At 35.3% G+C, this 23,051-nt stretch carries 27 protein-coding genes, 1 tRNA gene and 2 pseudogenes; 10 read left to right on the forward strand and 20 right to left on the reverse strand.

Annotated elements, in window-relative coordinates:
- The first annotated feature begins 5 nt into the window (after positions 1-5).
- Positions 6-1,346: a hypothetical protein gene (locus tag IGI47_RS09920; RefSeq protein ID WP_438784098.1), complete on the forward strand. Its 1,341-nt coding sequence runs from the start codon at positions 6-8 to the stop codon at positions 1,344-1,346.
- A 542-nt stretch (positions 1,347-1,888) separates the two neighbouring features.
- Here the strand turns inward: IGI47_RS09920 and IGI47_RS09925 are convergent.
- The 4 genes and pseudogenes from IGI47_RS09925 to IGI47_RS09940 all read right to left on the reverse strand — a co-directional run bounded on the left by IGI47_RS09925 (position 1,889) and on the right by IGI47_RS09940 (position 5,244).
- Positions 1,889-1,962: transfer RNA gene (locus IGI47_RS09925), tRNA-Ile, on the reverse strand.
- A gap of 583 nt (positions 1,963-2,545) precedes the next feature.
- Positions 2,546-3,553 (reverse strand): annotated as a pseudogene (locus IGI47_RS09930) (N-acetylmuramoyl-L-alanine amidase).
- Positions 3,546-4,058, reverse strand: a complete 513-nt coding sequence (locus IGI47_RS09935) for a phage holin family protein (RefSeq protein ID WP_438762185.1) — start codon at positions 4,056-4,058, stop codon at positions 3,546-3,548. The pseudogene IGI47_RS09930 and the gene IGI47_RS09935 overlap by 8 nt, the downstream one beginning before the upstream one ends.
- 79 nt (positions 4,059-4,137) lie before the next feature.
- Positions 4,138-5,244 (reverse strand): hypothetical protein, encoded by a 1,107-nt coding sequence (locus IGI47_RS09940; RefSeq protein WP_438784099.1) that lies wholly within the window; start codon positions 5,242-5,244, stop codon positions 4,138-4,140.
- Between the two features lie 375 nt (positions 5,245-5,619).
- Between IGI47_RS09940 and IGI47_RS09945 the strand changes: the two genes are divergently transcribed.
- Positions 5,620-5,844 carry a DUF2188 domain-containing protein gene (locus IGI47_RS09945; RefSeq protein WP_002299325.1) on the forward strand — a complete coding sequence of 75 codons (225 nt, stop codon included), beginning with the start codon at positions 5,620-5,622 and terminating at the stop codon, positions 5,842-5,844.
- Here IGI47_RS09945 and IGI47_RS09950 read toward each other — a convergent pair.
- The 3 genes from IGI47_RS09950 to IGI47_RS09960 all read right to left on the reverse strand — a co-directional run bounded on the left by IGI47_RS09950 (position 5,841) and on the right by IGI47_RS09960 (position 6,516).
- Positions 5,841-5,996, reverse strand: a complete 156-nt coding sequence (locus IGI47_RS09950; RefSeq protein ID WP_438782966.1) for a hypothetical protein — start codon at positions 5,994-5,996, stop codon at positions 5,841-5,843. The two genes, IGI47_RS09945 and IGI47_RS09950, sit on opposite strands and share 4 nt — an antisense overlap.
- Positions 5,997-6,053: 57 nt before the next feature.
- Complete coding sequence (locus IGI47_RS09955; protein ID WP_146896570.1) at positions 6,054-6,263, reverse strand: hypothetical protein; 210 nt, start codon at positions 6,261-6,263, stop codon at positions 6,054-6,056.
- A 127-nt stretch (positions 6,264-6,390) separates the two neighbouring features.
- Entirely contained in the window at positions 6,391-6,516 is a 126-nt protein-coding gene (locus IGI47_RS09960) for a hypothetical protein (RefSeq protein ID WP_438784100.1), read from the reverse strand.
- A 153-nt stretch (positions 6,517-6,669) separates the two neighbouring features.
- Between IGI47_RS09960 and IGI47_RS09965 the strand changes: the two genes are divergently transcribed.
- The 4 genes from IGI47_RS09965 (at position 6,670) to IGI47_RS09980 (ending at position 9,996) form a co-directional block, all read left to right on the forward strand.
- Positions 6,670-7,416, forward strand: coding sequence for an XRE family transcriptional regulator (locus tag IGI47_RS09965; RefSeq protein ID WP_438784101.1), 747 nt, complete (start codon positions 6,670-6,672; stop codon positions 7,414-7,416).
- Positions 7,417-7,552: 136 nt separating this feature from the next.
- The gene (locus tag IGI47_RS09970) at positions 7,553-7,993 is read left to right on the forward strand and encodes a DUF6978 family protein (RefSeq protein WP_167591991.1); all 441 of its coding nucleotides are present in this window, start codon (positions 7,553-7,555) and stop codon (positions 7,991-7,993) included.
- A 12-nt stretch (positions 7,994-8,005) separates the two neighbouring features.
- Positions 8,006-8,785, forward strand: a complete 780-nt coding sequence (locus IGI47_RS09975) for a DUF1828 domain-containing protein (RefSeq protein WP_438761791.1) — start codon at positions 8,006-8,008, stop codon at positions 8,783-8,785.
- Positions 8,786-8,871: 86 nt separating this feature from the next.
- Positions 8,872-9,996: a tyrosine-type recombinase/integrase gene (locus IGI47_RS09980; protein ID WP_146896580.1), complete on the forward strand. Its 1,125-nt coding sequence runs from the start codon at positions 8,872-8,874 to the stop codon at positions 9,994-9,996.
- A gap of 129 nt (positions 9,997-10,125) precedes the next feature.
- On the opposite strand, the gene rplS is transcribed toward IGI47_RS09980, so the two are convergent.
- From rplS to IGI47_RS10020, 8 genes are all read right to left on the reverse strand, one after another.
- Positions 10,126-10,473, reverse strand: a complete 348-nt coding sequence (gene rplS / locus IGI47_RS09985; RefSeq protein WP_002286913.1) for a 50S ribosomal protein L19 — start codon at positions 10,471-10,473, stop codon at positions 10,126-10,128.
- Between the two features lie 149 nt (positions 10,474-10,622).
- Entirely contained in the window at positions 10,623-11,363 is a 741-nt protein-coding gene (trmD, locus tag IGI47_RS09990) for a tRNA (guanosine(37)-N1)-methyltransferase TrmD (protein ID WP_311929283.1), read from the reverse strand.
- Positions 11,353-11,877, reverse strand: coding sequence for a ribosome maturation factor RimM (rimM, locus tag IGI47_RS09995; protein ID WP_311929284.1), 525 nt, complete (start codon positions 11,875-11,877; stop codon positions 11,353-11,355). Before rimM ends, trmD begins: the two co-directional genes overlap by 11 nt.
- 157 nt (positions 11,878-12,034) lie before the next feature.
- On the reverse strand, positions 12,035-12,850 hold the full coding sequence (locus tag IGI47_RS10000) for a hypothetical protein (protein WP_311929285.1): 816 nt from the start codon (positions 12,848-12,850) through the stop codon (positions 12,035-12,037).
- 106 nt (positions 12,851-12,956) lie between these two features.
- A complete protein-coding gene (locus IGI47_RS10005) occupies positions 12,957-13,205 on the reverse strand; it encodes a KH domain-containing protein (protein WP_438784103.1) in 249 nt (82 codons plus the stop codon).
- A gap of 11 nt (positions 13,206-13,216) precedes the next feature.
- Positions 13,217-13,492 (reverse strand): 30S ribosomal protein S16, encoded by a 276-nt coding sequence (rpsP, locus tag IGI47_RS10010; protein ID WP_005875628.1) that lies wholly within the window; start codon positions 13,490-13,492, stop codon positions 13,217-13,219.
- Between the two features lie 540 nt (positions 13,493-14,032).
- A complete protein-coding gene (locus IGI47_RS10015; RefSeq protein ID WP_438784105.1) occupies positions 14,033-14,557 on the reverse strand; it encodes a hypothetical protein in 525 nt (174 codons plus the stop codon).
- The gene (locus IGI47_RS10020; protein WP_438784106.1) at positions 14,554-14,757 is read right to left on the reverse strand and encodes a hypothetical protein; all 204 of its coding nucleotides are present in this window, start codon (positions 14,755-14,757) and stop codon (positions 14,554-14,556) included. The genes IGI47_RS10015 and IGI47_RS10020 overlap by 4 nt, the downstream gene beginning before the upstream one ends.
- Positions 14,758-15,734: 977 nt before the next feature.
- On the opposite strand from IGI47_RS10020, the gene IGI47_RS10025 reads away from it, so the two are divergent.
- Positions 15,735-16,289 carry an NADPH-dependent FMN reductase gene (locus IGI47_RS10025; RefSeq protein ID WP_438784107.1) on the forward strand — a complete coding sequence of 185 codons (555 nt, stop codon included), beginning with the start codon at positions 15,735-15,737 and terminating at the stop codon, positions 16,287-16,289.
- 260 nt (positions 16,290-16,549) lie between these two features.
- Positions 16,550-16,669 (forward strand): annotated as a pseudogene (locus IGI47_RS10030) (DUF3788 family protein); the annotation flags it as partial.
- A 42-nt stretch (positions 16,670-16,711) separates the two neighbouring features.
- On the opposite strand, the gene IGI47_RS10035 reads toward IGI47_RS10030, so the two are convergent.
- The 5 genes from IGI47_RS10035 to IGI47_RS10055 form a co-directional block, all read right to left on the reverse strand.
- A complete protein-coding gene (locus IGI47_RS10035) occupies positions 16,712-17,236 on the reverse strand; it encodes a dihydrofolate reductase family protein (protein WP_438784108.1) in 525 nt (174 codons plus the stop codon).
- 12 nt (positions 17,237-17,248) lie between these two features.
- Complete coding sequence (locus IGI47_RS10040) at positions 17,249-17,821, reverse strand: DNA-3-methyladenine glycosylase I (protein ID WP_438784109.1); 573 nt, start codon at positions 17,819-17,821, stop codon at positions 17,249-17,251.
- A 95-nt stretch (positions 17,822-17,916) separates the two neighbouring features.
- Entirely contained in the window at positions 17,917-19,335 is a 1,419-nt protein-coding gene (gene ffh / locus IGI47_RS10045) for a signal recognition particle protein (RefSeq protein ID WP_438784110.1), read from the reverse strand.
- A gap of 15 nt (positions 19,336-19,350) precedes the next feature.
- Positions 19,351-19,689: a putative DNA-binding protein gene (locus tag IGI47_RS10050; RefSeq protein WP_005875610.1), complete on the reverse strand. Its 339-nt coding sequence runs from the start codon at positions 19,687-19,689 to the stop codon at positions 19,351-19,353.
- On the reverse strand, positions 19,649-20,152 hold the full coding sequence (locus IGI47_RS10055; RefSeq protein WP_311929295.1) for a DUF523 domain-containing protein: 504 nt from the start codon (positions 20,150-20,152) through the stop codon (positions 19,649-19,651). The genes IGI47_RS10050 and IGI47_RS10055 overlap by 41 nt, the downstream gene beginning before the upstream one ends.
- Before the next feature lie 231 nt (positions 20,153-20,383).
- Here IGI47_RS10055 and IGI47_RS10060 point away from each other — a divergent pair, with 231 nt between their 5' ends.
- Positions 20,384-21,088 (forward strand): response regulator transcription factor, encoded by a 705-nt coding sequence (locus tag IGI47_RS10060; protein WP_005875606.1) that lies wholly within the window; start codon positions 20,384-20,386, stop codon positions 21,086-21,088.
- Complete coding sequence (locus IGI47_RS10065) at positions 21,085-22,836, forward strand: sensor histidine kinase (RefSeq protein WP_311929297.1); 1,752 nt, start codon at positions 21,085-21,087, stop codon at positions 22,834-22,836. The genes IGI47_RS10060 and IGI47_RS10065 overlap by 4 nt, the downstream gene beginning before the upstream one ends.
- The last annotated feature ends 215 nt before the right edge of the window (positions 22,837-23,051 follow it).

Here is a 23,051-nt window from a genome sequence, read left to right on the forward strand (position 1 = left end):
TAAATATGAATCAAGAAGAATACTATACCCATCTAGTACAATGCGCAAAATCTAAAAGAACAGCATTCATGAATGACGAAGAATATTCTTTCTTTTCTATGCAAATAATTTTACAATTACTCAATCTAATGGATAACAGAATTTCTTTATCAAAAATGGAATCCTATAAGCCTAACATAGAATTAATTTCTTTATATAAAGATTATTTGGATCTAAACGTAAATGATTTTAAATCTCAAAATATAGAATTACTAAAAGTTTCGTTAGAAAATAGTATAAATGCTTCGATTGTACCAGAGCTGTTACCTTTTGAAATTAAAAATTTAATTCCTAATACAAAAGAGAGCTTTTTAATACTACCAATAACAGTAGCTTATTATGATTTTTCTATTGAAGATTGGCGATTCCATGAAATTAGTTGTAGAATACAAAATAAAAATAATTTTATTCAGTTAGAATTTTTTGATAAGGCTAACCAATTCTATTCATTAAGAAATAATTTTAAACCAATAACTATGGATCCTCATCCTATCCAACGTAATAAAAGAGATATTATTAATTACTACTATATTATCCCTAACGAATCGGTAAAAAAACTATCTACAGTTCTGTGCTTGGGTACTGTAGATATTAGAAAACAAAGAAATGAATTATCAAATAAAATAAAAATGCAGAAATCTGATTCAAATAATATGGAATCAGATTTCTCAGAAATTTTTTTTTCAAAAATCAAAAAATTAGCAATAAAGGAATATTACGGAGAAATTGTCAGCACATATCAAAATCTCGTTGGAAATTGTCTAATTAAAGAATTAGATATTGCTTTAAAAATTGCACTAGGAGAAGAGAAAAAATGTGAAATAGCTAAAGTAAAATATTCTCTTTCTTTTAAAAGTATTCAAGCTAGATATTTGTCTACTTATAAATTACCACATATAAATTCAACTAAAGAAATATATTGGGCATTAATTGCTATATTGTTAGATAGATTGGAAACTTTAAAATTTGATATTTCTATAACCAAAGAAATTATGGAAAATATCTTCAATACTTATTCTTATCTTAAAGATTGCAGAATCAATCATCCACTATCAAAAAAATTACAAATGTATCTAACAAATAATTTCTATAAAAAACAAGATTTGTATATTCCAAAATTAGATTATACTAATATTCATGCTGATGTTATTAGTATGAATATTAGTAATATTCACTTTATTAAGCGATCATTAAATAGAATACCTATAGTACCTAAGAATATTGATTTATTAGAAAAAGAAATAAATAAAGTAAAAAAAAATAAACAAAAAAAGTTTAAGCGTAGTTTAAAATATATAGATCGTTAATATAACTAATGTTACCTCTTTGTGCCTACCTAAAAAATATAACTGACAATTAGTACTTAGCTATAATAACTATGTACCTTTTTACGGTGGTTAAATTCACTATCATAATTTTATGTAAATCGAAAACATGAAAAAATCCTTAACCAGGTAACACTTCTAATTCTTTCTTGTATCACCTAAACTATTTTGTCACTAGAATTACTAAAACAGAAAAAGATAAATATCTTTTTCTGTTCAAATAATTCTTTTTACTAATTATTAACTTTTAAATAGTTATAAATATCCATTCTTATTTTTATTATTTAATTTTCCTTTAGCCTCTTTATTTTTTTAAGTCTCCTCCTTTAATTTCTGTATATACTCCTTAGTTAATTTAGGTTTTGGAGCTGTTTTAGGAGAACTAATCATAGCTATAAGTAATTCTATTTAATTGCTAAATAAAGCTTTTCTAATCAAAGCCACCAAACAACTCGAACAATAAAAAAATTATTTGGCACATAAAAAAATCCCTACTTCCTATAATGAGAAGTAAGGAGTTCGCATGTACCCTATAGGACTCGAACCTACGGCCGGACGGTTATGAGCCGTCTGCTCTGACCAACTGAGCTAAGGGTACAGAAAGCTATCACAACTACTGCAAACAAAAAGAATGGACATAGACTAGATAATAATGGGTTTCATTCTTTGTTGTGATGGCACATTAATTATTACACATTTAATAGCAAAAAACTAGATTGTCTTATTCTTTGTAAAATATATTATTTTATGCTATTATTTCCAAGTTATAAAAAGAAAAAGCTTCAGATACTTATCTTTTTGGGGTTAGTATTTGCAAACGCGCTATAATTTGACCATACATCACTAGATAGTTTAGTTTGCGATTTTTTAAACTCTAGTTGGAAATTTTCTCTTGGTGTCGTAAAGATTTCATCTTTTAATTCAATAAACTTAATTTTTTACACCCCTAATCTTAATTCGAAAGCATTCAAAAGTATTTCAAAAGTATTTTTCTTAAAAAAAAGTTGCTATTTCAACCTTTACATAATAATTATACTCAATTATCCAGAAAAATCAAAAGCATTTCAAAAGAATTGACAATATACAAATCTGAGGTATAATTTTAATTTTATATACTGTATATAGATATAATATGCCCCTCATTAAATTAGAGAATAAATTTAATGAGGGGCTATTTTTATTTACAACGTTAAATAGATATCAGAAATCCGTACATCATTCACTGCACCTTCACCATTAGATTGATTACAACGACGGAAAATGACATCAATTTTCGTGCCTTTTTTCACCCAGCTTAAATCCAAGGTGACGTCCATTCCTAGGGCATCGCCACCTTTGTAGCCATAGTTTTTCTTCACGTCAGGTCGTTTGATCCCTTAAGAGGCAACACGAGTGATTTCTTCATTTGTGCCATGCTTCATGATCAATATATAAGCAAATTTACCAATTGCACCTTCTGGTTTATCTGGTACCAGCCATCCAGCAATTCGTATTTTCCCTTTACTTACTTCATTGAACTTATCTAATTTCGCCCATGCGTTCCCTTGATGAACAGCTTTACTTGCTGCTACTGCTTTGTCATGGTCGGATGGTGTTTGTGGTTTTGATACTGTATTTGTAGAAGAAGTAGCTCCACTCAGTGATTCGCCTGTAATCGCTTCAACTATCCCTTTCGCAATCGCATCAAGATTTTTTGTTAGCTCATCAATATCTCGCTTATTCGTAATAAATCCCAATTCGACCAATCGATATGAAATACCTCGATTCGCAAAAACATTACAGTTTAATAAGTCTGATCTTCCTACCACACCAGTAGGTTTCGATGATCCCCACAATCCAACATATTTCTCAATCACTTTTGCAATCGCAAGATCATTACTGTCCGCTTTAAATCGAGCATTGATAATCACATGACCATTTTCAGCGCTAGGATTGCTTGATCCATCTAAATGAAACTCTGTCACCGAAGCATAACCATTTACGTCATACGCGCCACCTCCAGCTTTTGTTTGTTGATACATATCTAGAGACTCATTGTAAAAATCAATCTGATTATTTTTTAGTTTTGCAGCCCATGCTTTTAGTTTTGGTCCTAAAATATTACGGGTAAACGTTGCTTCCTGATAGCCATTTCCCAGTGCTCCGGGATCACCTTGGCCATGTCCAAACACTACTAAATGTTTACTCATTTTCATCGTCTCCTTGTAAATGATTTGTTGGGAAATATTTTTCTTTTTTTACTTCAATTTCATCTTCTAGCCACTTAATTAGCCACATTGGAAATTTATCTTCCCAACCTAAAACAGCGATATTGGCCATCAAACTATAGAAATTATGGTAAATAAAAGCGAAGATAAACAAACAAAAAATAATGGAACCAGTACCTAACAAATAATCAAAGCCATAGGCAATCATGCAAATCACCAAGATTACAAAATCTCGAATAGCTGAATCGATCAGAGTCGTACTATTTTTCTTTTTACTTGTCGATAATTTGGCTAAACTAGAACCCACAGCCCATTCCATAAGAAAAACTGCTAATAATATTCCAATAACAACTGCATGCTCAATGCCTAATTTCTTTGACGTAATCCAATCAGGAAACACAAAAGAAATTCCTCCACCAATTGCACCGAATACCCAACTACCGTCATGACTCATTTTTAAAAGTTGATTTTTCAACAGTTCTATCATTGTATTCACTTATTTTCTTCCTTTCATAAAAATAAAAAGCGCACTCATTTGAGCACGCTACTAAATGATTTTATTTTCTTCAATCTAACCAATATGAAAATGTATCTAAATAACAATATTTAACATCTTTGCCACTGTCATTTCCTACGTATAGATTTCCTGCGCTAGTGACAGCTATTCTGCATGAAGTACTCAATGAATTAGTTGCCCCTAAGCCCATTTTAGTATCAGAAGGGGTGAGTTCATCTGGCAATGTAGAAATAATATGTTGTTGTGTTTGACTAGGCAATGTATTACTTGTTGTGGTTACCGCACCTCTAAATGATAGTTTTTTATGACCATCTATTGTGTCAACTCGATACTTAGGACTAGTTCCGTCTCCTCCTTGATAACCTTCTGTTAGTGATAAATCTTGCCATTCCCCTAGAACATAAGTATTATTTTTCATCCAAACAACATTCGCCGTCACTACTCTTAAGTCATCAATTAGCATTGCAATATTATTAGTATTTGTTTCCACCTCTGTTTCCTTAGCAAAATTTGCTTCTATATATTCAGAAGTCAAATCCCAGACAAAGTCATTTGGATTGTCACTATCCTTAATTCCTGTACCAAAATATTTGTACATTCTTTCTCCCGTTACTTGTTTTGATAGATAAAAAGGGGCAACTAATAGATTGGGCTGGTATGGTGTAGCTGATTCACCTTCTTCAATTTTAAGTTCATTTTTAATTTTGATAGTTCCTGTAAAGCCATTTAATAGTAATTGTAACCAGGCACTCGTTATCTCAGAAGGATCGAACGATACTTCATGTTGATTTGCCATTGTTTCTACTTCTATCCACTCATTTAATGGTAAATCACTTAACTTTATATGCAAATAAGAAAGAGAATCACTTTGTTTATTTAAGCGGTAAAGCAAATAGTTATTTGATGAAGCTGGATTATCTAAAAACACTTTGGTACTCATCGTGTATTTTTTATTCGGCGACAAAATTGGTACTTCTGTTTGTACATAAGCATTAGGATTTGTAGTGCTATCGGAAAGCGTGAATGTCGTCGCATTTTCTTCACTACCTTTTGTTACTCCCGTCCCAACAATCCAGTTACTTGAGTCCATATTTCTAAATAAATTGGGATTTCCACTATAATCATAGTCTCCAAAATTAATACTATCACTATACACGACGGATAAATTCTCTAAGTTTTCAACTATATGTTTCAGTTCAGCTACCTTATCTTGTAACGTCTTGTTTGTTGCATTCTTCGATTAATTCATCAATAAGGTTTTCAATTTTTTTATTCATGTGATATAATTCTCCCGATATAATTTTTGGTTTGTGACTCATTGCTTTTGACGGCTGAGTCACTTTTTTATTTCTTCTGGCGTTCACGCCATTGTTCCCCTAACAATCTAGGTTTCATTTCTTCGTGGTATTCCTGATTTAGTTTTCGCATCAAGTGTTGATGCTCTTGTAAGGTCATTTAATCCCTCCTTCGTTTATTAAATTTCTCCATTTCTATTTGATAAAATATTTTTATAGAAATGGAGGTGAATATTATGGGGAAAAACCAACATGTCGTACCTAATTCCAATGGCGGTTGGAATGTCAAAGGTGCTGGAAATTCCAAAGCGACTGCCCATACTAATACAAAATCTGAAGCAGTAAAAATCGCTAGAGAGATTTCTAAAAATCAAGGTTCCGAGCTATTTATTCATGGCCGAGATGGAAAAATTCAAAGCCGTGATAGTCACGGAAACGATCCGCATCCACCAAAAGGTTAATCATATTTAGGAGTTAACCGAATACGATAACCATCAGCAGGAGTTGTATCGGTCAATGTAACTTCTGCTACTTTTTTACCTTCTTCTGTTTCAACGATTAATCTTGTGTAATTTTCTTCATTTAAAATTCCCATTTTCTCTTCTTTCTTCATGTCAACCCTCCTTTTGTTTATTGAATTTCTCCATTTCTATTTGATAAAATGTTTTTCTTAAATAGTTTGATATTCAAATTTCTTCGCAGATTCTGCTTCTAAGAATCGATCATATAGTTCCGTTTTTATATACACCTCATTTTTAGTTGGTGCTATATAACCTGTACGAAATTTTGAATCTTTAAATAGCTTCATTCTTCGATAATAAGTTGATTCGGAGTAACCATATTTTTCTTTGAATTCCGCTTTAGTTAATGCTCCTTCCATTTTCTCACCTCCTACGCTGGTTGTTTGCTATCTCCAAGTCGCGTAAATGCGACTATTTTACCAAAAAAAATTTCAACTGCCTCAGAGTCTGTTAATGGAACTTCTTCTTTAATTTTTTTAGCTTCAGCTATAGTAAAATCTCCACCATTTTTCTATAAAATGTACTTCTGTTAATTCCGATTGAATCAGCAACCGCTTGTTGAGTAGTTCCGCGCTCAACTATTAATCCTTTTAATTTAGCTACATCAATCATAAGTAACACCTCTCTTTTTGTCGCATTTACGCGACTTGATGATTTAAATATACATCAATATCTCAAAACAGTCAATACAAATGTTGCAAAAATGCGATTATTTTGTTGCGAATTTGCAACAACCTTTATATAATAGTAACAGGAGGTGATAGAATGACTGTAGGAGAAAAAATGAAGTTTAGAAGAAAAGAACTGAAAATAAGTGCTGATGAAATAGCAAAAGCCTTAGGTGTTTCCAGATCAACCATATTTAGATATGAAAAAGGAGAAATAGAAAAACTGCCAACCGAAAATTTACGAAAAATAGCTGAAGTTTTGAAAACAACTCCTGAAGATCTAATGGGATGGACTGAGACCGAAAATAATTTTTCTATAGTATCTATTTATAACCAACTTGTTTTACCTCGACAACAAAAAGTTTACGATTTTGCAAAAAATGAATTAGAAGAACAAAATAGATCGAACATTATTCAAGGCAATTTTGGAAAAGATATTGATGAAGATAAAAAACAAGAAGTTTCATATATAGGTTTATTATCAGCAGGTTATGGTTACCCTAATTATGATAAAGAACGTCCATTGGGTACAGTTACAATGAGAGAATCACAAATTCCGTCTCATTATGATCTTGCTTTCATGGTAGACGGTGATAGTATGTATCCTACTTTTGAAAATGGAGAAATAGTTTTTATTAAAAAAACTCCAGATGTTATGAATGGTCAAATAGGAGCTATTGAAATAAATGGTAGAGCATTTTTAAAGAAAATGTATGTAGAAAATCACAGACTACGATTCGTATCTTTAAATTGTGAATGTGATAAAAACGGAAATCGCTTGTATCCAGATTTCTATGCAGATGAATATGATGATCTTTATGTTATTGGCAGAGTGATTGTGTGATAACAAAACCACCTGACCAATTCGGCTAGGTGGTTTTTGCATATAAAAAAGCCCATGCTTTCGCATCCTAGTCTGGCGACGCTGGTTCGATTCCGGCACTAGGAATAAACATGCTTGAAATCAAAGGAGAAAATAAATGAATATATTGAATCATTTGACAGATATACAAGTTAAAAATTTAATAAACTCTCTTAAATATATGAAAGAAAAACTTCCTTCTGAAATGCCAGTTATAGGAAAAATTAAAGATGATACACTAGTTTTAGGGATGAGTGATGGAATTGAATACAAATTGCATAGGTATCGACATCCTTTGGAAAAGGAAAGATTTAGCATACATTTACGTTTTAAAGAAACCAATGATCATTTAATACGTATTGATATAAATAATGGATCTCACAGAAATCCTGATGGCGAAATTATATCAAACAATCATATTCATATATATAAAGATTCGGAGTATGCTAAAGATGCGTTTGCCTATCCATTACCAACAGAGTTTACCGATCTAGAATCGATATTTTCTGTATTAGAACAATTTTTACTGTATACTAATATTCAAGAAGATCCAAATTAGGAGGTGAATATAATGATTGAAAGTTCTAATTTAAAAAAAATCTATAATGATTGGGTTTCGGAAAAATTTAGTTATAAAAACTTGGAAACTGGATTTATTAGAATTGATACACCTTTTTTTGATAGGCACAATGATAGCTTAATTCTTTATGCTCAAGTGAAAGATAAAGAAAATATTATCTTAACTGATGGAGGATATGTTATAGATGATTTAGAGGCAAGTGGAATCTATGTTTTGAGATCACCACAAAGAAAAAATCTACTAACAAGACAGTTACTATCATATGGTGTTTCTATAAATTTAGAGGATAACTCATTATCATTAAATACTAATTTGTCAAATTTCCCAAATGATAAGCATCGTTTGTTACAAGCAATGCTTTTCACTAACGATATGTTTATGCTAGGGAAAAAACAAACTTCAAATGTATTTTTTGAAGACATAGCAAATTTCTTAGAAAATAATAATATAAGGGCAAGTCAAAACGTTTCCTACGTAGGACTTTCTGGAATGAGTCATAAATTTGAATTTTCAATTCCAGGAATTAGAGATATACCTGATAAGCTAATAAAAACATTAAATGTTCCAAATAATGAAATGTATGCAAAGGCTTTGACTGCTGATGTACACAATACTAGCGAAATAGTCAGTCGACCAACGACATTTTATACTTTCATTAATGATGCTGAAAAAGAAGTTAGACCTGATATCGTTTCTTTGCTTAAACATGAGCGAATTAAAGTAATTCCTTTTTCAAAAAGACAAGAATTCATAGATGAATTAGCTCAATAGAATAAATCGATAAAGTAAAAAGCCTTCGGGCTTTTCTTTTACAACCAATAAGAACATATATTCGAAAGAAAGAGAGGATAAATGTAATGTGGATTGAAGAACTTTCTAGTGGAAAGTATAAATATGTAGAACGATATACTGATCCTTTAACTGGTAAACTAAGAAGAGTATCAATCGTTAAAAGTAATAAAACTAGACAAACACAAAAAGAAGCATCTTATATTCTTAATAATAAAATTGCTAAAAAACTTAAAGAAATTGATTCCGCTACTAAAGAAATCACATTCCTTGAATTATATAGCGAATGGTTTAATCACTATAAAAAACAAGTAGCTGAAAGTACCTATTTATCCACAAACAATTTAATGACTGCAGTCAAACAAGACATTGGAAAAAATACACTGGTTTCACGAATTGATGCTAGATTATTAAATGATATTCTTGATAAATACTTATACGATAAAAATTTATCAAATAAGTACGTTGCAATTATAAAAGCTAAAATCAATCTTGTATTAAAATATGCTGTAAGAAAAGAATATATCCATGTGAATCCCATGGATAAAGTAGAAATTAATTATAAAAAAGAATTTAGAACAGCTAAAATAAAGGACAAGTACCTTGAAGATACAGAATATAAAAAAATAATTGATTTCTCAATGGCTCACAATGAACGATATGGCTTACTATTCCAATGGCTTTATCTCACAGGAATGCGTCCAGGCGAGGCTACGGCTCTTCTTAAATCAGATATAGATATTCAGAAGAAAACAGTAACAATAAACGGAACTTTACTTTATCGTGAACGTAGAGTAAAAGAAATGAAAAAGTCTAATCGGACAAAAACTGCTGCTGGAATGCGTACCATTGATTTATCCAAAAAAACTTTAACCATCTACCAACGTCTTCTCGAATTAAATCCACAAGGAGAATTCCTTTTTCAAACCAAACATGGTACTCCAATTTTGATAAATGCAATAAACACTTATTTACGAACTCATAGGAAACAAATGGGAATCGATGAATCTAAAAATTTAAGCTCTCATATTTTTCGGCATACTCATATTTCTAAACTTGCTGAAATAGGAACACCGATGTATGTCATTCAAGACAGAGTTGGACATGAGGACAGTAAATTAACTCAACAAATTTATCTTCATGTTACTGAAGGAATGCGTGAAAAATTACAGAGTGATCTTGAGCTTTTATAAAAGTTTGCCCCTTTTTTGCCCCTCATCACTATTTAAATTAAAATTTCAATCAGCTAAAGGAATATCAATATAACATAAAAAAGAACTCTTGAATTAACAAGAGTTCTTTTACCATTCGATAACAATAAATTAACGACGGATTTCTTTGATACGAGCTGCTTTTCCGTGTAATGCACGTAAGTAGTACAATTTTGCACGACGTACTTTACCGTAACGAACAACTTCGATTTTTGCAACACGTGGTGTGTGCAATGGGAATGTACGTTCAACGCCCACTCCGTTAGAAACTTTACGTACTGTATAAGTTTCGCTGATTCCAGCACCACGGCGTTTGATTACAACACCTTCAAATAACTGGATACGTTCACGTGTACCTTCGACAACTTTCGCATGAACACGTACAGTGTCACCAGGGCGGAAAGCTGGAATGTCAGAACGTAATTGTTCTTTTGTTAATTCTTCGATTAATGGATTCATTGATCTTTTCTCCTTATTCCAAACATTCGTATGAGCTTTTTCTCACAGCGGAACATCGTAATAGTTAAGTGCTTTGCACTCACCATAAGATACTAACATATTACGATTTTCATGTAAAGGATAATTTTATTTTTTCCCAGCTATATCTACTATTCGTTTTCTGCTTGTTTGATTTCTTCTAAAAATTTGAGCATTTGTGGCGTCATTTCTAGCTGTTCCAATAAATCTGGACGGCGCAGATAGGTTCTTCGTAGTGATTCTTTTAATTGCCATTCTTCAATCAACTTATGGTTGCCGTTTGTCAAAACTTCGGGTACTTTCATTCCCTTGTATTCTGCTGGGCGAGTATATTGCGGATGTTCCAGTAGGCCGGTTGAATAAGAATCCGTTTGAGCAGAAGTCTGGTTTCCTAAGACATCTGGTAATAGCCGTACCGTAGCATCGATCATTACCATCGCGCCTAGCTCGCCTCCGGTCAATACATAATCGCCTAATGACACTTCATCTGTGACTAGACTTCTGATCCGTTCATCATAGCCTTCATAGTGACCACAGATAAATACTAAATGTTCTTCTTGTGAAAATTCTTCGGCCATCTTTTGATCGAATTGTTTTCCTGCCGGATCTAATAAGATCACTCTTTTTTTAGTTTCCGGTGCAGCTTCCTCAATTGCTTTGATATTGTCATAGATCGGTTGGACTTTTAGTAGCATTCCTGCCCCACCACCATAGGGATAATCATCGACGGTCTGGTGTTTATTGTCTGAATAATCTCTAAAGTTTGAGATATCGATATCCAATAATCCTTTATTGACAGCTTTTCCAATGATCGATTCACCCATTGGTCCTTCAAACATTCGCGGAAATAATGTTAATACATCAATTTTCATCGTCAATCAGTCCTTCAGGGATTTCTACGCGTACAATACCATTTTTCGTATCTACTTCTTTAACAACCGAATCGATATAAGGCAACAATATATCTTTTTTCTTTTGACGTTGGACGACCCAGACATCATTTGCTCCTGGTGAAAGGATTTCTTTGATTTTACCTAACTCTGTTCCGTCTTCATCGATGACAGTTGCTCCAATGATTTCATGATAGTAAAATTCATTTTCTTGCAACTCTATTGTATTTTCTTTTGACACTCTAAGTATTCCATCACGATATTTTTCTACGTCATTGATCGATGGATGACCTTCAAAACTTACGATATCAAAATTTTTGTGTTTTCGGTGGCTTTTGACAGTTAATTCGATTGGTGCTTTTTTTTCTTGAAACAAGGTCAGTACTGCACCTTTTTTATATCTTTCTTCAGGAAAATCCGTTGTTGAGATGACACGGACTTCGCCTTTTATCCCTTGAGTATTGACAATTTTTCCTACATTTAAATATTCAGTCAACTTGTATCCCCTTTTCCTTTTCTTATGCAACGTTTATCCGTTTTTTCATTCTGTATAAAAAACAACGTATTACGTATCTGTTTTATTTTAGCATGTGGTTATAGGCAATTCTACCCTTCTTTTTACTTTCGTCATGTCCAAGATCATGAATTGGCATTTAATTCATTGAAACAGCCATTTCTAGGGCGGCTAATGCGTCTTGATGTGTGACCGTAAAGACGTTATTCGGTTCTTGCCAAATGACCTGTGTAGCTTGATTGGATGAATCATTCATATCGACGATGATTTTCCCATATTTTTCAGGTACCGGTAGAGTGGCCTTTTCTAAATAATTGACGATTTTTTTCGCTAAAGTTAGTGGATCTTGTCCTTCGATGTTGCTTGATCGTACTCTGATACGCCAGTTTCCTTCTTGCCATTCAAGATAATTTGAACCAGCTGCCCCTTGTTGATAGGCAATGATTTGATGACCGAGATCGACTTTTTGTCCATTCTTATCAATCGTAAAAGGTTGTAACACATTGATCGTTTCTTGGCTTGAAGCAAATCCGTATTGATAAAGATAAGTGGCGATCGGTGTTTCTTGATTCAACGCTTGTGCATTTAGCGCAAGTTTTTCTGGCAAAGCATAGTAGAGGACCGTGTATCCTTGCTTTGATTGTGCTGCAGCAAGATTTAGATTCCCTGAAGAAATCGGGATGACCTGTGGCATTGGTAGCGTTGGCTGTTCGGCTTTCAATTGCTCAAAGGCGGTCTTCGGTGTCTGATTCGTTTCTGTCGTTGCGTTTGAATTTTGCTTATTCTTTTGTGTGGTACTTTCTCCCCCTTTAGATGTTTCTGTAGTCATCTGTGTAACTTGAGAATGGCTTTGGCCCTTCTCTTGATTTTCTTGTTTTTGTGCTGTTCGATCGGCCGAGGTTTGACAAGCGCCTAAAAACAGGATAGCTGGTATAGCGATCCACCATTTTTTCATATGTATTTCCTCCTCTTTACTTTAAGAATACGCTCTCTGTAGTCTTTTGCCAATCAAAACCATGTATAATAAAAAAGCCGTTTCGCATGAACGAAACAGCTTTTGATTATTCCTTATTATCGACGATATTCAAACGCACTTTTTTAGGTGCATTTAGCCGCACACCATAGACGATCGTCCGGATTGCTTTTGCAACTCGGCCTTGTTTGCCAATGATACGACCAATATCTGCGGGAGCCACAGTTAGATTGTATTCGTAAAAATCGTTTGATTCAACGACTTCCAACTGGACCTGTTCAGGATGAGTGACTAACGGACGAACGATTGTTAAGACTAATTCGCTTAAATCTTTCATATCCGATCACCTTATTTCTTTGAGAATTTAGCTTCGTGGTGTTTTTGCATAACGCCTTCTTTTGAAAGGATGTTACGTACTGTATCAGAAGGTTGCGCACCTTTAGACAACCAGTTAAGAACTAAATCTTCTTTTAAAACTACTTCTGCAGGATCTTTCAAAGGATTGTAAGTACCTACAGTTTCGATGAAACGTCCATCACGAGGAGAACGTGAATCAGCTACTACGATACGGTAAAAAGGACTCTTTTTAGAACCCATACGTTTTAAACGGATTTTAACTGCCATTATATATTTCCACCTCCATTGTTTTATTCACAAGATGTAGTGTAACAGTTTTTTTTTACCCTGTAAAGCTTTTTTTCTTTACAGGTGCATTTTTTTAAAATTCTTTCTTCTTGAACACAGAAATTCCTACCATCGTGAATAAACAAATAGGTATGATCCTAACAATAAACGACAGATAATAAACACTGAAAAACAAGTACTTCCTATTTTTTTACTTCTGCGCTCAAATAATAAGGTGTCTATCATTCAAGAGCTGAAAATGATACAAGTATAAACTAGCCACACTACGCACTCTAGCCCCTAAGACAATCTAACTTAGAAACACTAAATGAAGAGAGTCAGGAGAAGTGTAGATCCAAATCTCCATAAATAACAATGACTACTGGCCTAATGACGAGATGACTTGCATTGTTTCAGTAATAAAGAATCAACTCTGGAATCATATCACAAACTCGATTTGCTTTTTTGTTGATAAAAATACTGGTGCGTACCCCCAATGATCATCACCCTAACTACCAGTAACAAACCGAATAACGAAACTTAGCTATTTAACTCACCTGTCTCGGGATACATTTTGATTGCGGTCTTCCCCCCAATGTTTCCCCCTTGATTTGCCGGATTCTTATCTGGAGTGATACCTGCAAAAGCAATGGAGTCCACCTTGTAGCCAGCTGAATTTGTTGCGGACATTACCGATGAAAGCTGAGAATTTTTATTATAGAAAACCAAAACGTTAATGTCATATATCTGCTCTTGTGCTTGGATCAAGTTCTCTTCAACTGGTGCCAAAGTATAGTGGTAGTTGCCTGGTTTGAAAAATGCAAAGTATAGCGTCAAGCTTTGATCATCGCTGTTGGAAAATAATCCGTTTTCCGATTCTGCCGGATAATTTGCATTTTCATCCTGCGTAGAAAGTCGATAGTTGATTGTTTTCCCTTTAATATTTTGCTGAATCAAAACTGGGAGAGTTACTTCTTCGCTTGCGAATACATCTGGCGTTAAAAGAAACACACTTAAAAGTCCTAAAATCTCTATCAGTAAAGCATTAATTCGTTTTATTTTCATATTTCCCTCCTTTCTCCCGCTTTTTTCTTTGAGTAATGAGCTTCACATACCAAAAGAGCAAGACTAGAAACAATAGAATAAACAAGAGTAGGCTCTTTTGACTTTTCAAACGAAACGAGTATTTTTATTTTGAATCTATTCCAAAACTTACTCTTAACATAATTCGGAGGACTACTATGGGGCATTTCACGCTTATTCATCATCAAATTCCTCCATTTCAGATCGTTGATTGTGTATCATTTTTGATTCTTTTACATAAATAGTTACTCTTTTCATTCATAAAACAACCTTTAATCATTATCCGCCCCTTTATCATCGAATAGTTTAACTCCCAACCTCCTTTGTTTGATTTTAGAAGGAGAGTTTACCATGCATTTCTTTCACAAACTATCAAATGAGTGAGCAGGTGTGCCATATTGATAGTTTTTATTTCAAAAAAAATGAGAAAATAGCGGTTACTTTAAATAAAGATAGAAACAAAAGAATTGACCTATGTCTGACTGTCAGGGAGCAAAAAATCCACTTAAATGTTTCACAAAGAAGAAGAGAACGTGAAGCTCTCTTTTTTTCGTATGTGGTTTCAATTCCTCAACCGCAACTGATAAAACGATTTCTCCATCATTCAAAAATACAACCTCATTATTGCTTTGTTCCACATTAGCTAAAACAGGTGTGGAAAAAAGTCTTTTGTTCTTTTTCTTACAACAAACTGGCGAAAATTTCTCTACAGCCAATTAGATCAAATGCTAAAGTAGATTCATCATAAAACAATAATTTAAGTTCATTCAACGGTGTTTGTGTGACGCCTAGCCGTTGCTTCATTTCTATTGAGAAAGTTTCTCTTATCAACTTGATAGTGTACATCGATTACTGTTGATAGTTTCAACATTTTTTGAATGTGGGAAAAATCTAAAAAATCAGGTTTGCTACAGACTCTCGAATAAACGGCATCCAAAAGTCAGGTTTTTCTCTCCAATTTCTCAAATCGAAACGACTTTTGTCCCGACCTCGTGGTTTTGTCCACATAAAGGAGCATTTCAGCTAAGGAATCGAAACCAAGAGTACTATTCAATACTTTTTAACCAATCGTTGACTTTTTATAGCCAAGGGTTATTATTTGCTCCATTTACTTATTTTTTGTAAGATGAATATAGAAAGATAAAGGGAGGAATTATTGATGACTAAAAAAATCGGTTTCTTTGTAGGAAGCTTAAGAAAAGATTCATACAATAAAAAAGTTGCAGAGGCTTTTGCAAAATTATTACCTGAAGGTTATGAAAGTGTCTTTGTAAAAATCGATGATCTGCCTTTTTATAATGAAGATCTTGAAACACCTGAAAATGCCCCAGCGGAATGGACGCGTTTCCGTGAGGAAGTAAAAGATTTAGCTGGCGTTGTTTTTGTGACACCTGAATACAATCGATCTGTTCCTGCTGTTCTAAAAAATGCTTTAGACGTTGGTTCTCGTCCTTATGGCCATAGTGTTTGGGATAACAAACCTGGACTAGTTGTTACTGCTTCACCTGGTGGTATCGGCGGTTTTGGTGCGAACCATCATCTACGCCAATCATTGGTATTCTTAAATGTGCCAACATTACAACAACCAGAAGCGTATATCGGCAATATCGCTAACCTAGTTGACGAAAATGGTAACGTAGTTGAAGGTACTTTGAACTTCTTCCAAACAATTTTAAATGCGTATTTAGCTTTTGCGAATAAATTAGCTGATTAATATTATTTAATAGTAGTTTGACTAGACCCATGCCAACATTCATGCTTATCACAAAGGCTAGATGCGATAAAAGCCACATAATCACAGAATAGTTGAGGAACCACGTTCGATCGTTTTCACGATGCTCCTCCTATTCCTATGATTATGTGGTCTTTTTGTTCTATAAATACTCGTGAAATGGCGTTTGAGACAAAAGTCGTTTCGATTTGAGAAATTGGAGAGAAAAACCTGACTTTTGGACGCCGTTTATTTGAGAGAGGCTGGGACAGAAGTGCTTAACTCCGAGAAATAAGAAGAAATGAACGAAAATTACTTTTCAATTTTTTGTGAATTTCGGCTTATTTCCGAAGGAGTTGCTTCTGCTCCCGCCGTTTATTCGAGAGTCTGTAGCAAACCTAATTTTTAGATTTGTGCCACATTCGCTACTGTCTTTTGATATAGTGTAGTTCGATGAATTCACCAAACCGTTGGCTATCAGTCAGTTTTAGTCTTTCTTCATACTTTCCTTCTTGAAACAGGCGAATGCCGTTTCCTAAAAGCACTGGAGCAATTTGAATATACCATTCATCAATCAGCTGATGTTCAATCAACGGTCTTAATAATGTACCACCACCAACCACCCAGACAGTTATGTCAGGATTCTTTTTTAATTGTTCAACAACTCCTACTGGGTCGTCGTGCACAACCGTTGCATCTTCTAATTTCAGTTCCTTGTTTGAGGAAAAAACGATGTTGCGTTTATCTGGATAAAGCGCATCTGTTTCCAAGTATTTTTTGGCTTCCTCATATGTCCTTCTTCCCATGACCGTCACATCTATCTGCTTATAGAAAGCTTCATACGTCGTACCGATACCTGTTGGAGTATCGAAGAGCCATTGCAGGCTGTCCTCTTTGGTCGCGAGATAGCCATCTAGACTGACCGCACCATAAAATAGTATTCTCCCCATCTTCTTCCTCCTCTACCCCTTGCGTGCTACTTCCTGTTTTCTAAAACAACCATCCACATGGTCATTGATGATGCCGACTGCTTCTAAGAACGCATAGAGCGTTGTGCTACCGATAAATTTAAACCCTCTTTTTTTCAACCTTTTTGCCAGTTTGTCAGATAACGGGCTAGTCGTTGGAATATCTGCTTGTTCATGATAAGAAAGATTGATCACTTTCTGATCCGTGAATCCCCATAGATAGTCTGAAAAGCTACCAAATTCCGCTTGGATTTGTTGAACAGCTTTTGCATTAGCGATGGCTGCTTCGATCTTACGACGATTGCGAATGATTCCTTTGTTTTCCATCAATTCATTGATTTTATCTTCTTGGTATCGTGCTACTTTTTCAATGGCAAATGAATCATACGCCTCATCAAATGCTTCGTTTTTATTAAGGATTGTCTGCCAGCTCAGCCCCGCCTGATTGATATCTAACATCAATTTGCGAAAAAGCCTCTGGTCGTCATATTCGGGAACACCCCAAACGGTATCATGATATATCCGCATACTTTCTGTCTGCTCACTCCATGCACATCTTTTTTTCACTAGGTTCACCTCTAATTCTCTTTTTTATAAAAAAGAGAGGACCACGTGGTGATCCGATCACTCTGAAGTCCTTCTTCTCTACTATATAATTACTTTTATTTACGTTTTTTCTTTTTCTTTTTGTTTTTCTTGATCATACGGTTCATCACCATTTTACCAAGTTTTCCTTTGACGCCCGTGCCAAACATTTGGTCCATGCCAGGGATATTCATATCTCCTTTAGACATTTGCTGCATCATTTTACGTGATTCTTTGAACTGTTTGATCATACGATTGACTTCGACCACACTATTCCCAGAACCTGCGGCGATCCGTCTACGGCGGCTTGGATTCAATAGATCAGGGTTTTCTCTTTCAGCTGGGGTCATTGAATAAACCATTGCTTTTTTGCGTTCTACATCTTTAGGATCGACTTTGACATTTTCAATACCAGGTACTTGATTCATTCCTGGGATCATTTTGATGATATCTTCCAGAGGGCCCATGCCCATCACTTGATCCAATTGTTCGATAAAATCATTGAAATCAAATGAGTTTTCCCTCATTTTCTTTGCAAGTTCTTCCGCTTTTTTCTCATCATAGTCCTGTTGCGCTTTTTCGATCAGCGTCAACATGTCACCCATTCCAAGGATACGGCTTGCCATACGGTCTGGATGGAAGACTTCTAAATCAGTTAATTTTTCTCCAGAACCAACAAATTTGATTGGCGCTCCAGTCACTGAACGGATCGAAAGCGCCGCACCACCACGAGTATCACCATCTAATTTGGTGATGACTACCCCAGTAATCCCTAATTGTTGATTGAAACTATCTGCTACATTGACAGCATCTTGACCAGTCATCGCATCGACAACCAGTAAAATTTCATTTGGCTGAGTTAGTTCTTTGATTTGCTTCAATTCACCCATCAACGTTTCATCAATATGCAAACGTCCGGCCGTATCGATCAAGACATAATCATTTTTCTTTTCTTTGGCTACTTCCATCCCTTGACGGACGATCTCGACTGGACTGACATCTGTGCCCATATCAAATACCGGCACATCTAATTGTTGGCCTAACACTTTTAATTGATCGATCGCTGCTGGACGATACACGTCTCCTGCAATCAGTAATGGACGTGCATTTTCATTTTTCTTTAAATAATTGGCTAATTTACCGGTAAAAGTCGTTTTCCCAGCCCCTTGAAGACCAGCCATCATGATAACTGTAGGGATCTTAGGCGACTTGTTCAATTCCACTGTTTCTGAACCCAGAGTGATCGTTAATTCCTCATCAACGATCTTAACGATTTGTTGTGCGGGTGACAGACTTTCCAACACTTCTGCGCCAACTGCGCGTTCTCTTACTCGTTTAGTAAAATCTTTTACTACTTGTAAGTTGACATCGGCTTCCAGCAAAGCAAGGCGGATTTCCCGCATCATTTCTTTGACGTCAGCTTCTGATACTTTTCCTTTTTTTCTTAATTTACTCATCGCCTGTTGCAGGCGCTCTGTTAAATTCTCAAATGCCATATTTTCTTCATTCCTTTATTCTTCGATTTCTTGGATCTGTTTGATCAAATCAAGAAGGGTCTCATCTTTTGGATAAGTTTCCTTCACATAAGTAGTCATTTTTTCTAAAAATTGTTCACGAACGATATAATCAGAAAAAAGATGCAACTTTTTTTCATAATCTTCTAAAATTTTACTTGTCCGTTTGATATTATCATAAACGGCTTGGCGACTCACTTCATACTCTTCCGCTATTTCTCCTAATGAAAAATCGTCTGCATAATACAATTCCATATAGTTCATTTGCTTTTCGGTTAGAAGGGTGGAATAAAATTCAAAAAGTGCATTCATTCGGTTCGTTTTCTCGATCTCCATTCGATTCACCTCGCATTTCCAACCATTCTTCATCTGAGAGTACGGTCATTTGTTGTTGGATAAAATAGGCAGTCGCTACCCCCATGCCTTCTTCAAGAGTTCCAGTAAAACAACCATCATAAATTAGATGGACCCCGCATGAAGGACTTTTCGCTTTCATTATGACGGTGTCTATTTTATGTTCACGTAATTTTTGATAGGCTTTAACTGCCCCTTCTTGATAGGCCTTTGTCACATCTTCACCTGTCACCGTCACAACCTTAGCGTGACCATGCCAAACAGCCATACCATCGCCACCGACAATTTCTGCTGGAGGTCTCGGTGTAGGCAATCCACCCATCACTTCTGGACAAACCATGATCGCTTTTCCTTCATCTACCAGTTTTTTTAATGCAGGAACAGCTTTTTGCTGACCATCATAGCGGCAGATTAGACCGCCTAAACAAGCACTGATACCGATCATCGTTACTTTCCTCCTTATCCAACAAGTGCCTTCCCATTATACCATTTATTCAGTGAGTAAAATAGTACTTACTATTGATTATATGCTAAAATAAGAACAGCCGAATAGCTGAAGCTTTTCTTGGATCGTTGTTCCGACCGTTCAAAAAAGTAAGCAACTTGAAGCGGCAAACATTCAACAAACTTTGCTTGTTTAGATAAACCAAACAGACTGTTCGCAAAAGGAGAATTTATGAAAAAAGTATTAGTCGTAGATGATGAGCCTTCGATCGTCACATTACTAACCTTCAACTTGGAAAAAGAAGGCTACAAAGTTATTAGTGCAGATGACGGACAAATTGGTCTTGATCTTGCTCTTGAGCAATCATTTGATTTTATTATTCTGGACGTTATGCTCCCTTCCATTGACGGGATAGCAATTACTCAAAAACTAAGACAAGAAAAAATCGACACACCTATTTTGATACTCACAGCGAAAGATGACCAAGTGGATCGAATCATTGGACTAGAAATCGGCGCCGATGATTACTTGACGAAACCATTCAGTCCTAGAGAAGTACTTGCGCGGATGAAAGCTATTTTCCGACGGGTCGAACCTCGGAACAACCAAACAGTAGAAGCAGAACCTGAATACTTGTCGAGTGGACAGATCACAGCTGATTTAACGAATTATCAGGTGACGGTTGATGATCGTCCAATTGAATTGACGCCAAAAGAATTTGAATTACTTGTTTATTTTATGAAGCGAAAAGATCGTGTGATCGACCGTGATACATTACTTGATCGTATTTGGAATTTCGATTTTGCTGGTCAAAGCCGGATCGTAGATGTTCATGTCAGCCATTTACGAGAAAAAATTGAAAGAGATCCAAAACATCCCAAATATTTGATCACTGTTCGTGGTTTTGGCTATAAGTTTCAGGAACCAAAGATATGAACTGGAAAAAATTATCCGAACGCGCATTCTTTCTTATCCTTTTGATTGGGCTCTTTTTTGGTGGTTGGCAGATGATCTCACATTACTTTCAACAACAGATCATCGAACAGCAAGAAAGTTATCTGATAAAAAAAACACAGCTGTTGATCCAGCAACTGGATGTAGAAGATTTGACTTCTCAACAGAATAAAAATGTTTTAACAGAATTTGTCCATCAATCGAACGAACGGATCACGTTGCTGGATTCTAATGGAAAAGTCTTATTTGATACAACGGATCAATCGTTGGATCAATCGAGGGATGACCGTCCTGAGATCAAAGCAGTATTGAACGGTGGGACACTTGGCACCTCATTGAGAATGAGTACGACATTGAAGGAAGAACTGCTCTATGTAGCATTACCAATCAAAGTAAACGGGCAACTTGAAGCAATTATTCGAATCGCAGAACCAACGAGTGGTTTCTTACCTCGAACAGAAAATTTTCGTCGGTGGGTCTTCTTCTTTTTCTTGATTTTTTTCATTGTTTTGACCAGTATGATCTATTACTTGGCTTATCAGCGAAATCAACCACTCAAGACAGTTTTACCAGTCTTGAAAAAGATGGTCAATAATCCGGACAAGACGGAAATCATTATGCAAACGTCCGATCAGTGGGAAGAATTGTATCAAACGATCAACGAGTTAAGTGAACAAATGAGTAAAATGTATCGTGCCTATACCACCACTGAAGAACAATTATATTCACTTCTGAACGAATTGATGATCGGTGTCTTCCTCATTGATTCAGAATCACGATTACGTTTGCTTAATCCAAAAATGCAAAGCCATTTAGGTGTAAGTCACTTTCGTCCCAATGAACGTTACACAGAGATCATCCAAGAACCAAAATTGATCCAGCTGATCCATCAAGTTACCCCAACTGAACCGCTTGTACACAAAGAAATCACGATTTCTGAAGGACAACAAACGTTGGACATCAGCCTTCGCTATTTTAATAGTTCAGAAGAAACTGGACAAATATTGGGGGTCGCGTATGATCTAACTAAAATCAGACGTTTGGAAAAACTTCAAAAAGACTTTGTTGGAAATGTCTCTCATGAATTAAAGACTCCAGTCACTTCTTTGATTGGTTTTACTGAAACTTTGCTGGACGGAGCAAAAGACGACCCGAAAACGTTGACGGACTTTCTTTTGATCATGCAAAAAGATGCCATCCGATTAGATAAGTTGATTCGAGAAATCATCCAACTGTCAAAAGATGAAGAAACACCTTACGAGACACAGACGATTTATCTGGATCCTTATTTCCACCAGATCATTCAAAGTTATCAGCCAACGATCGAGAAAAAACAGTTGACCATCCAACTGTTTGGGGAAGATGTATCATTCACTACGCAGACAGATCTATTGTATCCGATCATTAAAAATCTAGTCGAAAATGCCATCCAGTATTCAAAAGAATCAAGCACGATCATCATTCGCTATCAAGTCACGAACAAATTAACCTTTTCAGTCCAAGATTTTGGCATTGGTATTGACAAGGAAGACCAAGAACGGATTTTTGAACGTTTTTATCGAGTGGATAAAGCCAGAAGCCGACACTCAGGTGGGACTGGGCTAGGCTTAGCGATCGTAAAAGATTATGTCAATCTATTGGGTGGGGAAATCCTAGTAGACAGTCATCCAGGAACTGGCTCTACTTTTACGGTCACGATCCCCGCTTTACAATCAAAATTTCCAAGTTGAATTGAGACCGGAACAGAAGTATCTCTCTCCGAGAAATAAGAAGAGGTTCACAGAAATTACTTTTTAGATTTTTGTAAGTGTCGGCTTGTTTTCGAAGGAGTTGCTTCTGCACACATCGTTTATTCGTTTTTAAAGAACGTGGGACAAAAGTCAGAAACACTTTTGTCCCACGTTCTTTTTTGAAATTTCCGAAAAACCTGACTTTTGGACGTCGT

Source organism: Enterococcus sp. AZ191 (assembly GCF_051713845.1).
GTDB lineage: Bacteria > Bacillota > Bacilli > Lactobacillales > Enterococcaceae > Enterococcus_B > Enterococcus_B durans.